Annotated in this window: 13 protein-coding genes and 1 tRNA gene; 8 read left to right on the top strand and 6 right to left on the bottom strand. The window is 38.5% G+C overall.

Annotation, left to right across the window (positions count from 1 at the left end):
* Nucleotides 1-4 precede the first annotated feature (4 nt).
* Genes Q2T41_RS06740 through Q2T41_RS06725 form a run of 4 tightly spaced genes read right to left on the bottom strand, consistent with a single transcriptional unit; the run spans nt 5 to nt 2,780 of the window.
* Nucleotides 5-709 carry a TIGR04283 family arsenosugar biosynthesis glycosyltransferase gene (locus Q2T41_RS06740; RefSeq protein WP_304435447.1) on the bottom strand — a complete coding sequence of 235 codons (705 nt, stop codon included), beginning with the start codon at nt 707-709 and terminating at the stop codon, nt 5-7.
* Nucleotides 710-753: 44 nt separating this feature from the next.
* Nucleotides 754-1,569, bottom strand: coding sequence for a purine-nucleoside phosphorylase (locus Q2T41_RS06735; protein WP_089260698.1), 816 nt, complete (start codon nt 1,567-1,569; stop codon nt 754-756).
* Entirely contained in the window at nt 1,566-2,243 is a 678-nt protein-coding gene (locus Q2T41_RS06730; protein WP_379921145.1) for a TIGR04282 family arsenosugar biosynthesis glycosyltransferase, read from the bottom strand. Before Q2T41_RS06730 ends, Q2T41_RS06735 begins: the two co-directional genes overlap by 4 nt.
* A gap of 30 nt (nt 2,244-2,273) precedes the next feature.
* Complete coding sequence (locus Q2T41_RS06725) at nt 2,274-2,780, bottom strand: rhodanese-like domain-containing protein (RefSeq protein ID WP_304435446.1); 507 nt, start codon at nt 2,778-2,780, stop codon at nt 2,274-2,276.
* Between the two features lie 55 nt (nt 2,781-2,835).
* Between Q2T41_RS06725 and Q2T41_RS06720 the strand changes: the two genes are divergently transcribed.
* Nucleotides 2,836-4,419: a glycoside hydrolase family 32 protein gene (locus Q2T41_RS06720; protein WP_304435445.1), complete on the top strand. Its 1,584-nt coding sequence runs from the start codon at nt 2,836-2,838 to the stop codon at nt 4,417-4,419.
* Between the two features lie 125 nt (nt 4,420-4,544).
* Here Q2T41_RS06720 and Q2T41_RS06715 read toward each other — a convergent pair.
* Nucleotides 4,545-4,617: transfer RNA gene (locus Q2T41_RS06715), tRNA-Phe, on the bottom strand.
* A gap of 100 nt (nt 4,618-4,717) precedes the next feature.
* Between Q2T41_RS06715 and Q2T41_RS06710 the strand changes: the two genes are divergently transcribed.
* The 7 genes from Q2T41_RS06710 (at nt 4,718) to Q2T41_RS06680 (ending at nt 12,480) form a co-directional block, all read left to right on the top strand.
* Nucleotides 4,718-5,446 carry a type III pantothenate kinase gene (locus Q2T41_RS06710; protein ID WP_304435444.1) on the top strand — a complete coding sequence of 243 codons (729 nt, stop codon included), beginning with the start codon at nt 4,718-4,720 and terminating at the stop codon, nt 5,444-5,446.
* On the top strand, nt 5,447-6,733 hold the full coding sequence (gene bamG, locus Q2T41_RS06705) for a BamG family beta-barrel-assembly machinery protein (protein ID WP_304435443.1): 1,287 nt from the start codon (nt 5,447-5,449) through the stop codon (nt 6,731-6,733). It begins immediately after the preceding gene.
* Nucleotides 6,734-6,773: 40 nt separating this feature from the next.
* A complete protein-coding gene (locus Q2T41_RS06700; protein ID WP_304435442.1) occupies nt 6,774-8,147 on the top strand; it encodes a hypothetical protein in 1,374 nt (457 codons plus the stop codon).
* Nucleotides 8,148-8,152: 5 nt separating this feature from the next.
* Nucleotides 8,153-8,764: an LPS export ABC transporter periplasmic protein LptC gene (lptC, locus tag Q2T41_RS06695; RefSeq protein ID WP_304435441.1), complete on the top strand. Its 612-nt coding sequence runs from the start codon at nt 8,153-8,155 to the stop codon at nt 8,762-8,764.
* Complete coding sequence (locus tag Q2T41_RS06690; protein ID WP_304435440.1) at nt 8,757-8,966, top strand: hypothetical protein; 210 nt, start codon at nt 8,757-8,759, stop codon at nt 8,964-8,966. Before lptC ends, Q2T41_RS06690 begins: the two co-directional genes overlap by 8 nt.
* Nucleotides 8,967-9,025: 59 nt before the next feature.
* Nucleotides 9,026-10,252: a hemolysin family protein gene (locus Q2T41_RS06685; RefSeq protein ID WP_379921142.1), complete on the top strand. Its 1,227-nt coding sequence runs from the start codon at nt 9,026-9,028 to the stop codon at nt 10,250-10,252.
* 110 nt (nt 10,253-10,362) lie between these two features.
* Nucleotides 10,363-12,480: a peptidylprolyl isomerase gene (locus tag Q2T41_RS06680; RefSeq protein ID WP_304435438.1), complete on the top strand. Its 2,118-nt coding sequence runs from the start codon at nt 10,363-10,365 to the stop codon at nt 12,478-12,480.
* A gap of 56 nt (nt 12,481-12,536) precedes the next feature.
* Here the strand turns inward: Q2T41_RS06680 and Q2T41_RS06675 are convergent, their stop codons facing one another.
* On the bottom strand, nt 12,537-13,448 hold the full coding sequence (locus tag Q2T41_RS06675; RefSeq protein WP_304435437.1) for a GYDIA family GHMP kinase: 912 nt from the start codon (nt 13,446-13,448) through the stop codon (nt 12,537-12,539).
* Between the last annotated feature and the right edge of the window lie 8 nt (nt 13,449-13,456).

The following is a 13,456-nucleotide window of genomic DNA, read 5'->3' as shown; positions in this document are numbered from 1 at the left end:
TCGTTTATACCGCAATATATTTTTGATAATATGCATACAGTTCATTGGGTCGTGCTCCTAAATAGTATTTAAGGTGTATGACACCAAAATGCCATTGTAGGCTTATCATTCCTTTTTCTGCATATCTGCGGGCAGAGGTCGTTACCGTAGAAGGTAGAATGGTAAAAGGTACGCGCTTGTACAAACGTTGTATAAATTCATTGTCCTCATAGATTGTGTACTGTTCATTAAATCCCTTGCAGTCAAAAAAAAGATTTTTGTCCACGAACAATGATTGGTCGCCTCCGCGACAAATTTGATGGTTGATTTGGGTACACCAAGCAAAAAATTTTAAAAACCTGCTGTTGCTGTTAAAACGCATTTGAAAACAGCCTGCCATTTTACCTTCTTTAACCGCATTTGCAATGGAGCGGTCAAAATCTTTAGGGGGCAACGAGTCTACATGTAGAAAGTATAATATTGCGCCGCTTGCTTCTTTTGCACCAAGGTTCATTTGTGCCGCCCGTCCTTTTTTGCCATAGAGCAATTTGGCACCATGGGCCTTGGCTATTGAAGGGGTAGCATCTGTACTACCACCATCAACGACCAAAATCTCCTTGATGTGGTTAGTGCAGGCATTCTGTTTTATGCACAGGAGTACTTTGGCTATATAGTCCGCTTCGTTCAAAACGGGGATAATAATACTGATGTTGGGTTCAAAAGCACTCATGTGCATTAATTTCACTAAACTTGGTAGAAAAACAGGGTATGGCCTTACAGCTGTTTTATAAGTTCTTGAAAAAGTTTTACCATTTTGGGTTCAGTACGTTCCGCGATGGCGATAATTTCTCCAATATCCACAGGTTTAAGATTATCCGGGTCGCATTCATCGGTCAATACCGAAACGGCAACAATGGGTAGGGAAAGGTGGTTGGCTACAATAACCTCTGGCACGGTACTCATACCCACGGCATCTGCACCAATTAATTTGATCATTCTATATTCTGCCTTGGTTTCCAATTGTGGTCCAACCACAGAAGCATAGACCCCGGTCTTTAAAGAAATATCGTTTTCCTTGGCAATTGCCATCAGTTTGTTGCGCATGGATACATCGTAAGGTTCTGACATATCTACAAAACGTTCCCCAAACTCCCCAACATTTTTAAATGCCAAAGGAGAACCGCCCTGTAAATTTATATGGTCTTCTATTAACATCATGTCCCCTTTTTTGAAATTCAGGTTTACCGCACCTGCTGCATTGGAAATAAACAATTTGGTAATGCCCAGCATGTGCATGACGCGTATGGGGTAGGTTATATCCAAAAAGTCATATCCCTCATATAAATGAAAACGCCCCTGCATGACCACCACTTTTTTTCCGGATATGGTACCATATACCAACTTGCCCGTATGGAACTCTACGGTAGCCAACGGAAAAAATGGAATATGGTTGTAATGGGCATCTATGGGGTCCTCTATATGGTCCACCAATTTGCCAAGGCCGGTGCCAAGTACAATTCCTATTTCTGGCTTGTCAAAACCTTTGTTCTTTAAATAGGCTACAGATTCCAATAATTGTTCCTTTGTCATAATTTTATATGTTTTAAAAAAGGTTGAAAGGCTTCAATATCCTTTATATCCTCAAAATAATCTACATCGTTTCTTTCCTCCAATAAGCATACGCTATCGGCCTTTAAATCATCAAGGGTTTGTTTCAATACCGTTTCCGTTCCCCAAGCCTTATCCTGGAACAGTTCAGTTTTATAAGTTTTCATACCCAGCAGGTAATACCCTCCATCCTGGGCGGGACCTATCACAAAATCTTTCTTCTCCAAAGCTTTAAACGCGCTTTCCAAGTCCTCTTGGGAAAGGTCGTACATATCGCTTCCAATTACAATTATTTTCTGGAAATCACTTTCAAATCCTTCCCTAAAAGCATTAGCCATGCGGTCCCCCAAATCATTGCCCTGCTGTAATCTTTTGCCATACTTGTCTGCATCCCAAATATCATTCTCCCATATTTCTTCTGAGTAATATACCCGTTTTTCTGCATAGAGGTTTTGTGTGATGCTTACCGTATGTTGCAAAAGAAATGTGTAAATGTCCAAAGCGGTCTGATCACCTACGGTAGCGGCCAATCGTCTTTTACCCTTGCCTAATTCTGGGTTTCTGGTAAAAATAAGTAATAGGTTCTTGGAGTTTGCCAAGGTAAAATCAATGATTTTTTCATCGCGCTCCACATTATTGTTCTGTAATATTCCCAACGTATTATTTTAAATTATACTAACCACTAACTAATATACCTTTATTCCCTTCTTTAATAATTTGCCCCAATGTTTGCTAAAGGCATGTATGCTATCGGTTGGGGTGTCGTTATTGTTATATACGATACGATCTTGATTTTTCCATTCAAAAATTCCGCCATATAGGTTCAGTACTCTGGTATATCCAAGTCGCTTTAAGCGTTCTCCAATATTCTCGGACCGTACGCCAATGGAGCAATAAACAATAATGGGTTGAGACTTGTTGGGTATAAGGTTTAGAACCTTGGCTTCGTCAAAATTGGAATACCCTACCCATAGGGCATTTCTAAGATGGCTTACGTTAAACTCATCTTTCTCCCTGGTATCTACATACACTATAGAATCTTTCATGGGTAAATTTTCAGGGTAGATATAAGGTATACTTTCTTTGTTCCAATTTTTTAGAACACGTTCCATATTTGCTTGCCCTACTATAACGTTTGAAACGGTAAAGAGGGAAACTAGACTAAATAATCGTACATATTTGATTAACTTCATTGCAGTAAAGGTACTATTTTTAGCGTCCAAGATTTATAGTTCAAAAGACAGTATAATGGTTAAAGTTTTGCAAAAAGTAGGTTCAAAAATTGTATTGATGTACATTGTGGCAACCGTATTTGGTTGTAAACAAGAGGTCAAGACCATAGAAGACCAAATGAAAATAGATGCTCCCGAGTACTACACGGAATCCTACAGGCCGCAATTTCATTTTACGCCAGAAGAAAAATGGATGAACGACCCCAATGGGTTGGTCTATAATAATGGAAATTATCATTTATTCTATCAATATTACCCGGATAGTACCATTTGGGGGCCTATGCACTGGGGCCATGCTATCAGTAAGGATTTAGTAAAATGGGAGCATAAACCTATAGCCCTTTATCCAGACAAACATGGGTTGATATTTTCGGGAAGTGCCGTAATGGATACTAAAAATACTTCCGGTTTCGGTACCGTGGAGAACCCGGCTATGGTGGCAATTTTCACCTACCATGATATGGAAGGGGAGCAAGCAGGTAAAATGGATTTTCAGACCCAAGGAATTGCCTACAGTTTGGACGATGGAAATACTTGGACAAAATATGAGGGCAACCCGGTAATAGGAAATAATGGTATTAAGGATTTTAGGGACCCCAAAGTATTTTGGAACGAAAAAGAACAAAATTGGACCATGCTTTTCGTAGCCGGAGACCATTTGCAAATCTGGAGTTCGCCCAATTTAAAGGAGTGGGATAAAGTCAGTGAGTTCGGAAAGGATAAAGGAGCCCATGGCGGTGTATGGGAATGTCCTGATCTTTTTCCGTTGACCATAGAAGGTACAGATGAGGAAAAATGGGTCTTGTTGATCAGTATTAATCCCGGTGCACCTAACGGAGGTAGTGGAACGCAGTATTTTATAGGGGATTTTGACGGTATCACCTTTACCACCGATCAGACCGAAAATAAATGGATTGATCTTGGAAGGGACAATTACGCCGGTGTCACCTTTAACCATACCCCCAATAACGATCGTATTTTTATTGGATGGATGAGTAATTGGGACTATGCTAGGGATACCCCTACAGAAAAATGGCGTAGTGCCATGACCGTACCTAGAAAGTTAAGTTTACGTAAGATTGAAGATGAGGTGTTTCTTATAAATTATCCCATAGAAAAGTTTAGTGAAATTACGGATAAGGCCTACACGGAAGGTGAAATGGAGCTAAAACAGGAGCAGAAGAAAATAATTGCACTTAAATATGGTAATCAGTCTGAGATTAAATTTTCTGTGAAAAATCCAGTGCTTAAAATGTATTTGAGCAATGATGCCGGTGATAGCCTAGCTATTGATATGGATGCCAACAATGAATTGGTTACGATTGACAGGGACAAGTCCGGTAAAACGGATTTTAGTGAAAAATTTAAAGGCGGGGCACAACGTATGGATATTTCCAAATTGCCCAAGGAAAATGTGGAAGTTAGAATTTTGTTGGATCATTCATCTATGGAGTTGTTTTTGAACAAAGGACAATACGTAATGACAAATCAAATTTTTCCCAATGAGTTCTATACTAGTCTAACCATAGAAAATACGGCTAATGAAGCAGTTCAAATCGTTAATTTTAAAGAGTGTAAGGTAGAACGTATTTGGAATTGATGACTTTGGGCCACTTTTCAAAAGTACCAATTATGGGTATTGTGGTTTGTTCAATTAGTTTTAAACAACAATACCCCAAAAACTAAGAAAACCGCACTATCTACTGATAATGCGGTTTTTCTATGTGGTGCCTCCAGGAATCGAACCAGGGACACATGGATTTTCAGTCCATTGCTCTACCAACTGAGCTAAGGCACCATGTCGCTGTAAGCGGCTGCAAATATAATTTCAATTTTATGATAAACAAACTAAATCATAAAAAAAGAAGATTGTTTTTTTATTTTTTAATCTTTGTAGTATGAATTTGATAATAGATGCTGGCAATACAAGTGTAAAATTAGCCATATTTAATAAGTCGGAAATTGTTCATATAGAGACCGTTGCGCAAGAGGATTTTGTATCGGCGGTCAAAAAATTGTTTCAGCAATTTCCAAAAGTGAACGCGGCAATAATTTCTAACGTTGGTTCCCTTTCTGAGGATAAAATAAAGGTTGTAGCCGTTTTTTGTGACCTTCATGAACTTTCTCATGCTTCAAAAGTGCCATTTAAGAACTCGTATGCAACACCTCAAAGTCTAGGTGTGGACCGTTTGGCGTTGGTCACTGCGGCATACTATCGTAAACCACATAGCAATACCCTAATTATTGATGCGGGTACATGTATTACCTATGATATGCTGAATGATTTTGATGAATATTTGGGAGGGGCCATTTCCCCAGGTATACAAATGCGCTATAAGGCAATGCATGAGCAAACGGCCAAACTGCCGTTATTGGAAAAAACAGAACTATTGGATTATATAGGAAACTCAACCGAAAACTGTATGCATAGTGGTGTATTGTATGGTGTAGAGCTTGAATTGAACGGAATAATTGAACTATATAATAGCCGTTTTAAAGATTTAACAGTTATTTTAACAGGGGGTGATACACTATTTTTGTCTAAACGAGTAAAAAATACCATATTTGCGGATTCTAAATTTCTCCTGAAAGGGCTTAATTATTTGCTGGAATACAACAAGCACTAAATGATCAGAAAAATTGTAATTGCAATAGTATACATGACCACCGTTGGTATGTACGCTCAAGATGGTACTGTATCTCCCTATTCTTTTTTTGGAATTGGTGATTTAACGAATGCGGGCACGGTAGAAAATCAAATGATGGGGGGTATTGGTGTGTATGCGGACAGTATCCATCTTAATTTAAAGAATCCAGCGGCTTTGGGAGAATTAGGGCTTAAGGTAATGAACAAGACGGGTCTTGTAACCTATACCGCCGGTGTATCCAATAAACAATATCGATTAAAGACCAATCTGGGAGAGGAAAGTACCTCTATTACCAGCTTGGATTATTTGGCATTGGGTTTCAGTCTGGGCAAAGGTTTGGGTATGAGCTTTGGTATAATGCCGTACACTTCCGTAGGCTATAATTTGATAGATGAACAGGACAATGTAAATGGTTCCCTGGTAAATGTCTATACTGGTGAGGGCGGTTTAAACCGTGTGTTTTACTCCGTAGGGTATGAAGTATTAAAAAATGTAAGTATTGGCGCTACCGTTAATTTTAATTTTGGTACGTTAGATAGTCAGCGCCTGCAGCAGATAGAGAGTATCCAATTTGGAACTTTTGATCGTAGAAGTTCTAAGGTAAATGGTTTTGATTTCAATTATGCCTTGAACTATACGCCGTTGATTAATGATAAATATAGGTTTCATTCTTCTGTACGGGTAAATACCCAAGGTAATCTGGTGTCTGAGAATACAAGGCAAATTGGTTCTTTTTCCGTGGCCACAGGTGGTAATATTGAAGAGATAGACGTAAATCTGGCCGCACAGAACTTAAGGAATACAGAGCTAAAGGTTCCTACAACGACTACAATTGGTTTGGGCTTTGGACAAGATTTAAAATGGTTTGTTGGGGGTGAATATAGCTTTCAGGGAATGGGTTCTTTCGAAAATGATTTCCTTGGTGCCAATAGTGTTTCTTACGTAGATGCAAGTTCTTATGCCTTAGGACTGTTTCTTACTCCTGACCATGATTCCTTTACAAGTTATTTAAAAAGAGTGACTTACCGTGCAGGTTTGCGTTTAGATAAAACCGGTATGGTCGTAAATGATGTTGATGTAAATAACTTTGGCATAACTTTTGGATTAGGTCTACCACTTGGAAGAAGTTTCTCTAATCTTAATTTAGGATTTGAATTGGGAAGAAGGGGAACTACAAGGGCGAATTTAGTAGAAGAAAGCTATTTTAAACTTAATGTAGGGCTGTCATTGAACGATCGTTGGTTCCAGAAAAGAAAGATCAATTAATAAAAATTTAGTACATTAACCACCTTAAAAAAGAGAAAAGATGAAAACGAAACTTTACTTCACGGCAATTATGTTCCTTGGGATGATGGGGGTAAGTAATGCTCAGGCTCAAAATCCTGAATGTATGACTAATCTGTCTATATTTTCCGAGCATGCAAAAGTTAAAAATTATGATGCGGCTTACGAGCCATGGAAAATGGTATATGAAACCTGTCCGCAATTGAACAATGCTATATATGTATATGGTGAGCGTATCCTAAAGTATAAATTGGAAAAAGCTTCTGATGCAGATAAGGAAAAATTTGCCAATGAACTAATGGGTCTTTATGACAATAAGTTAAAGCATTTTGCATCAAAGACCACGCAAGGTGAAACTGACGTTGACAAGGCGATGGTAATGTATGATAACAAAATGGCCGATGATGCTAAGATGTATAGTATGTTAAGCGAAGCTTTTACAAAGGATCAGGAAAACTTTACAAATCCAAAGGCGTTATATATTTATTTCTCAAGTTTAGTTGACGAGCATAAAGCTGGTAGAAAAGACTTGCAAGAAGTATTTGACGTTTATGATGCGGTTACTGAAAAGATTGAAGTAGAAAACGAAAAGATTACAGGAAAAATAGCCAAGCTTTTACCAAAGGAAGAAGCGGGTACGTTGACTTCTAAAGAGAAATCTCGTTTAAAATCCTATAACTCATATTCTGAGGTATATGGTAAAATTGCAGGTAGTATCGATTCTAAGTTAGGTCCTTTGGCAGATTGTAGTAACTTGATTCCATTGTACGAAAAGAGTTTTGAGGAGAAAAAGGGAGATGTTGTTTGGGTAAAAAGAGCGGTTGGTCTTATGTTCAACAAAGAATGTACGGATGATCCTATGTTCCAAAAACTTTTTGAGGCACAATTGGCTTTAGATCCTTCTGCTGATGCTTATGTATATGGAGGAACTTTAAAAATGAAGAATGGCGATACTAAAGGTGCTCTTGCGGATTTTGACAAAGCATTGTCTTTAGAGACCAATAATGATAAAAAGTCTAAGATTGCCTACAAAGTTGCAGTAATCAACAAAAGAAAGGGAAGCAAGTCTACTGCACGTAGCTATGCACAAAAAGCAATAGATGCCAACCCTTCCAATGGTCGTGCATATTTATTGATCGCCAGTTTATATGCTACAAGTGCCAATGATTGTGGTAGTACTACTTTTGAGAAAAGGGCAATTTACTGGAAAGCGGCAGACATGGCCAGACAGGCCGGTAGGGTAGATCCTTCTTTAAGTGGTTCTGCAAGTCAGGCTGCTACAAGTTACCAAGCTAAGGCTCCAACTAAAGAAATGATCTTTAGTTCAGGTATGGCAGGTAAGACTGTTACCTTCTCTTGCTGGGTAGGTGGTAGTGTTAAGGTTCCATCGTTATAGTACAAATGACACAAATATTCAATTATAGAAGCATTGCCGTGGTGTATACCATGGCAATGCTTTTTTTGTCCTGTGGGGATAATTATAAACGGGTTGGTGATGAAGCGGTAAAAAAAGTATTTCCAAGAGGCGTAGTTGAAGATTTTGTATTGACATATACAGAGGCACCGGTTAAATTGGGGTCAGAAGATACCGGGACCTCTAAGGTACTGGCCATATTGTCCGGACCAATAAGGGAAAATTATGATCAACTTTCATTTCCTTACCAAACGTTTCCTGAAGGACTTTTGGTGGAAATCTTTAATGAAAAAAATGAAAGGACCACTATAGAGGCAGATTATGGTATTCTCTATTCGGCAACGTCTATTGTAGATTTAAGGGGCAATGTGTTGATAAAGGGAGACGATGGTAAAAAATTGGAAACTTCCCAATTATATTACGATCGTGGAAATGAGTGGGCCTTTACCCAAGAAAAGTTTAAGTTTACCAACCCAGATGATGGTACCGTAATGGATGGGGAAGGTATGGATATTCAAAAAGACCTTAAATATTTAAATGCACATAAGACCTATGGACTTATGTTGATAAAGGAAGAAAAAGAACAAGAAAATGATTAATATTTTAAGATATACGGAATACTTATATATCATAGTAGCTGGATTTTCTATGTATAGAATTTTTACCGATTGGAATACAGATAGGAACATGGCCTATTTTTTTATATTTTTCGCTATAGTTTCCATAGGTATGTTCTTGTTCAGAAGAAACTACAGGAAAAAATTTGAACAGCGTAAGCGAGACAATAATAATAACGCATAGTGGGTACGGCCGGTATCATCATTCTACTTTCCTTGGTTTTTTCCGCTTTTTTTTCAGGAATGGAAATCGCGTTTATTTCGGCGAATAAAATTCATATAGAGATTGAAAAAAAGCAAGAGGGTTTTTTGGCCATGGTACTTACCAGGTTAACTAAAAAACCATCAAAATTTATTGCTACCATGCTTATTGGCAACAATATAGCCTTGGTAATCTATGGTCTTTTCATGGGAGAGGTCCTCATGAACTGGTTTACGGGAATGGCACCTGAGAACGCATTCTTAAAAATCCTTATTACAGAGTTCAGCTTGCTTACACAAACCTTGATCTCTACATTCATTATTTTAATTACGGCAGAATTTTTGCCAAAGGTGTTGTTCCAGATATATGCTAACAGCCTCTTGAAATTATTGGCCATTCCGGCATTTTTGTTCTATGTACTGTTTTCGTTTATTTCAGATTTTATCATTTGGATTTCTGACCTCATATTAAAGTATATTTTCCGTACTTCTGGAGATGAGGTACAATTGGCATTTAGTAAATTGGAACTGGGTGATTATATAACCGAACAAATGGAAACCGTTGAGGAAGAGGACGAAGTGGATACGGAAATACAGATTTTTCAGAACGCCTTGGAATTTGCAGCGGTAAAGGCTAGGGAGGTCATGGTTCCAAGAACAGAGATCGTAGCGGTAGAAATGCACGAAACGCCCAAAAACCTTGCAAAATTGTTTACGGAAACAGGCTATTCCAAAATATTGGTGTTCAATGATACGGTAGATAATGTTATTGGCTACGTGCATTCTTATGAACTGTTCAAAAAGCCCAAGACCATTAAAAGTATATTGTTACCGGTGGAATTTGTTCCGGAGACTATGTTGATACAGGATATTTTAAATGTTTTGATCAAGAAACGAAAGAGTATCGCCGTGGTCCTAGATGAATACGGGGGTACTTCTGGTCTGGTAACCGTAGAGGATATCGTAGAAGAACTATTTGGGGAAATTGAGGACGAGCATGATACTACGGACTTAAGGGAAGAAAGGGTAGACGAGCGTCACTTTCTGTTCTCAGCACGTTTAGAGGTGGATTATATCAATGAGAATTATAAGTTGGAGCTTCCCGTTTCGGATGAATATGAGACATTGGGCGGACTTTTGGTACATACTTTGGGAGAAATACCGGATAAGGAGGTAGAGCTTAAAATTGCACCCTATATGTTTACGGTATTAGAGGTCTCCAATACAAAAATAGATTTGGTTTCCATAGAACTTCTAGAAGAAGAATAACAGTGCATCTATCAATAAATTAGGTGGCTTTTTAGTTTTTATTATTTCAATTAAAAATGGTAGTTTTGCCTCCCGATAACCACAAAGGATTATTTTAAACATTAATTAGAATGGCAGTATTAGAGAATATTAGAAAACGGACCACGGTGTTGATCTTGATCATAGGTTTGGCATTGTTTGCATTTGTGATTTCTGGTGTGTTTACCAGTAGCAATTTTGGAGGTGAAAAAGTAGGTTCGTCAGTGGCCGAGATTAATGGGGAGGAAATTTCAATAGATGAGTTTAGACAAGAGGTCGAAACCGCAGCAAGAAGAGTAGGTCCTAATGCATCTTCAATGCAGGTAGTAAACCAAGTTTGGGAAAGCAAGATTAGAAAGGCCATTTTAGGGGAGCAGTTCGAGGATTTGGGAATAGGTATTGAGCAAGATCAAATTGTTGATTTCCTTCGTACTACTGGGTATGCCCAAAATCCGGAGTTCCAAAATGAGAACGGTCAGTTTGATCCCAACATTTTTAGGCAGACTGTAGCGGATTGGAAAGTTAATAGTCCGGCACAATATGAGGCCTGGTTGCAAACCGAAAATGAAATTGTGCAACTGGCCAAGGAACAGACCTATTTTAATTTGGTAAAAGCAGGTGTTGGTGCTACATTAAAGGAAGGTGAGCTGGATTATAGGCTGGCCAATGATAAAATGGACATTAAGTATGTAAGGGTTCCTTATTCTTCAATTCCAGATAGCACTATTACGGTAACCAAAAGTGAAATAGCGGATTATGTAAACGATCATAAAGAAGAATACAAGCAAGAGCCTGCAAGAGATCTTCAATATGTATTTTTTAGTGAAAAACCTTCTGAGGCAGATGATCTTGCCGTAAAGGAGGCCATAACCAAACTTCTTGACGATACCGTTGAATATAATTCACAGACCGATCGTAATGACACCATATTGGGCTTTAGAAATACTAAGGATATGGTTGCGTTCCTGGATAGGAATTCAGACACTAAATTCGATACGATTTTTAAGGCTAAGAAAGATTTACCTTCTACGGTTGCAGATACGTTGTTCAGTCTTGGCGTAGGGGAAATTTATGGTCCATATAAAGATGGGGGTTCTTACAAGATTTCCAAGATGATGGCCAGAAAGCCAAATGGTTCCGTAAAGGCAAGCCATATCTTATTAGCTTATACCGGGGCTACAAGGGCAAATCCGGATGTAACCAGAACAAAAGAAGAGGCAGAGGAAAAGGCAAAGGAATTATTGCGTGAGGCTAAAAAATCTGGAGTTGTTTTTTCTGAACTGGCAAGAGATAATTCTGATGGACCTTCTGCACCAAATGGTGGAGATTTGGGTTATTTCCAAGAAGGCGTTATGGTACCAAAGTTTAATGATTTTGCCTTTAGCAATAAAGTTGGAGCTATTGGTTTGGTAGAAACGGACTTTGGGTTTCACGTTATCAAAATAGACGATAAGCAAGATATTGTACAGATAGCTACGGCATCTAGGGAAATTGAAGCTTCTGAGGAAACGATCAACACATTGTTTACTAACGCTACGACTTTTGAAATGGAAACAGTGGAAGATGAAAGTGCCTTTTCTGAGGTTGCCAATAAAAATGAATATGTTGTACGTCCTGTAAACAAGATCAAGGCTTTGGATGAAAATTTACCGGGCTTGTCAAATCAAAGAAATATTGTTCAATGGGCTTTTAGCGATGACACCAAAGTAGGTGATGTCAAGAGGTTCAGTATCAATAATGGTTATGCAGTGGTTCAATTGACAGGTACGTATGAAGAAGGGGTTATGAGTACGGAAGATGCATCTGTCCTTGTTTTACCAATAATTAGAAAAGAACGTAAGGCGGCCCAAATCATTGCTGCCAATAAGGGCAAGGATATGGCTACCATAGCTTCGGATAACGGTACTGCTATTTCCAATGCTTCTGCTTTGACCGTTAAATCCCCAACAATTCCGGGTGCCGGTAGTGAGCCTGTAGTTGTAGGTACGGCATATGGTATGGAAGAAGGTGCTGTTTCTGGTTTGATACAAGGTAATACAGGTGTCTTTAAAATTGAAATTGTAAAGAAAACCGACGCTCCAAAATTGGATAATTACAGTGTTTATGCCAATTCCTTAAAAACTGGTGCTACGGGTCGTGTGAATACTGCGGTATATAATGCGTTGAGAGAAGCGGCCAATGTTGAGGATAAGAGAGCAACGTTCTACTAATCGTAGATTGGTATAGAATTTATAAGGGTGTCCTATTACAATAGGATGCCCTTTTTTTATAAAATCATTTTGGTGTAGGGTAGAATGGTGTAGTAGCCTTTGTTTCTAAAGTAGTCCATAGCTGTCTTTTTACCAGTTGCTAGAATAAAATCCCCGCCCCAAGCCCCAAGGCTTTTAATGGTATTTGTATAATCGGGAAATAGTGAACTTTTAATGGTAGGCAGGCCCAATGTATCTGCCAATAAGGCTTCGTGTTTATTTAAGAGCATTTCAAACTCTCCTAAATTTTCACAATTTAAAATTGCATCCGTAAGGGCATTGATTTTAATAATTAATTGCTCTTTGTCTATAGTTAGCGTTCGGTATCGCTTAATGGCATCTCTACTATTTTGCTTTTGGTTCAAATACACAAAAAAAAGTTGGTCGGCAAAATCAGGATTAAAATCTACTTCCTTTATATAGGGCTTATGCCCATTTCTAATATAGGTGATGGCCGTATTATGAGTGGCACAGGCAATATCGTAGCCACTGCCTCCAAAACTAGCTTCAAGTAATCTGTAGGGGTTAATATTGGCCCAAGCTGCAATATTTGCGATTAAGGTAGAAGAGGTGCCCAATCCCCAATCTCTTGGGAATGTTATTCTCGCTTCTATATTAAGATTCCGTTCATTTTGGGCGAGAAAACCAGAATTCAATTTTTGAGCCTCTTTCAGGATGTTCAACAATGGTTCCGCTATTTCAGTATCAGAGGTACTGATCAATTGTAGGTTTGTACTGTCAATTTCAGCATCAAACCAAACCTTTCCATGTTCATCTATACTTTTCCAACACATATGGTTTTGGGTTCCCTGCCGCACTTTCAAATATTGCCCAAATGAGGTTGGTAATGCCAGTCCTTTTGCTCCGTCAAGAATTGCATATTCTCCCGTTAGCAGTAATTTGCCGTTTCCGTAAAATTCTTTGGACATAGGGTCGT

The sequence above is a fragment of the Maribacter confluentis genome (genome assembly GCF_030505015.1).
GTDB classification, from domain to species: domain Bacteria; phylum Bacteroidota; class Bacteroidia; order Flavobacteriales; family Flavobacteriaceae; genus Maribacter; species Maribacter sedimenticola.
The sequence above is the reverse complement of the archived record's forward strand: the minus strand, read 5'-3'. Positions and strand labels throughout refer to the sequence as shown.

Coding starts and splice junctions, on each gene's coding strand:
- Q2T41_RS06740 (WP_304435447.1), bottom strand. CDS start 709: ATGAGTGCTTTTGAACCCAACATCAGTATTATTATCCCCGTTTTGAAC.
- Q2T41_RS06700 (WP_304435442.1), top strand. CDS start 6,774: ATGAAAACGAAACTTTACTTCACGGCAATTATGTTCCTTGGGATGATG.
- Q2T41_RS06735 (WP_089260698.1), bottom strand. CDS start 1,569: ATGACAAAGGAACAATTATTGGAATCTGTAGCCTATTTAAAGAACAAA.
- Q2T41_RS06685 (WP_379921142.1), top strand. CDS start 9,026: ATGGAAATCGCGTTTATTTCGGCGAATAAAATTCATATAGAGATTGAA.
- Q2T41_RS06720 (WP_304435445.1), top strand. CDS start 2,836: ATGGTTAAAGTTTTGCAAAAAGTAGGTTCAAAAATTGTATTGATGTAC.
- Q2T41_RS06710 (WP_304435444.1), top strand. CDS start 4,718: ATGAATTTGATAATAGATGCTGGCAATACAAGTGTAAAATTAGCCATA.
- Q2T41_RS06675 (WP_304435437.1), bottom strand. CDS start 13,448: ATGTCCAAAGAATTTTACGGAAACGGCAAATTACTGCTAACGGGAGAA.
- lptC (WP_304435441.1), top strand. CDS start 8,153: ATGACACAAATATTCAATTATAGAAGCATTGCCGTGGTGTATACCATG.
- bamG (WP_304435443.1), top strand. CDS start 5,447: ATGATCAGAAAAATTGTAATTGCAATAGTATACATGACCACCGTTGGT.
- Q2T41_RS06680 (WP_304435438.1), top strand. CDS start 10,363: ATGGCAGTATTAGAGAATATTAGAAAACGGACCACGGTGTTGATCTTG.
- Q2T41_RS06725 (WP_304435446.1), bottom strand. CDS start 2,780: ATGAAGTTAATCAAATATGTACGATTATTTAGTCTAGTTTCCCTCTTT.
- Q2T41_RS06690 (WP_304435440.1), top strand. CDS start 8,757: ATGATTAATATTTTAAGATATACGGAATACTTATATATCATAGTAGCT.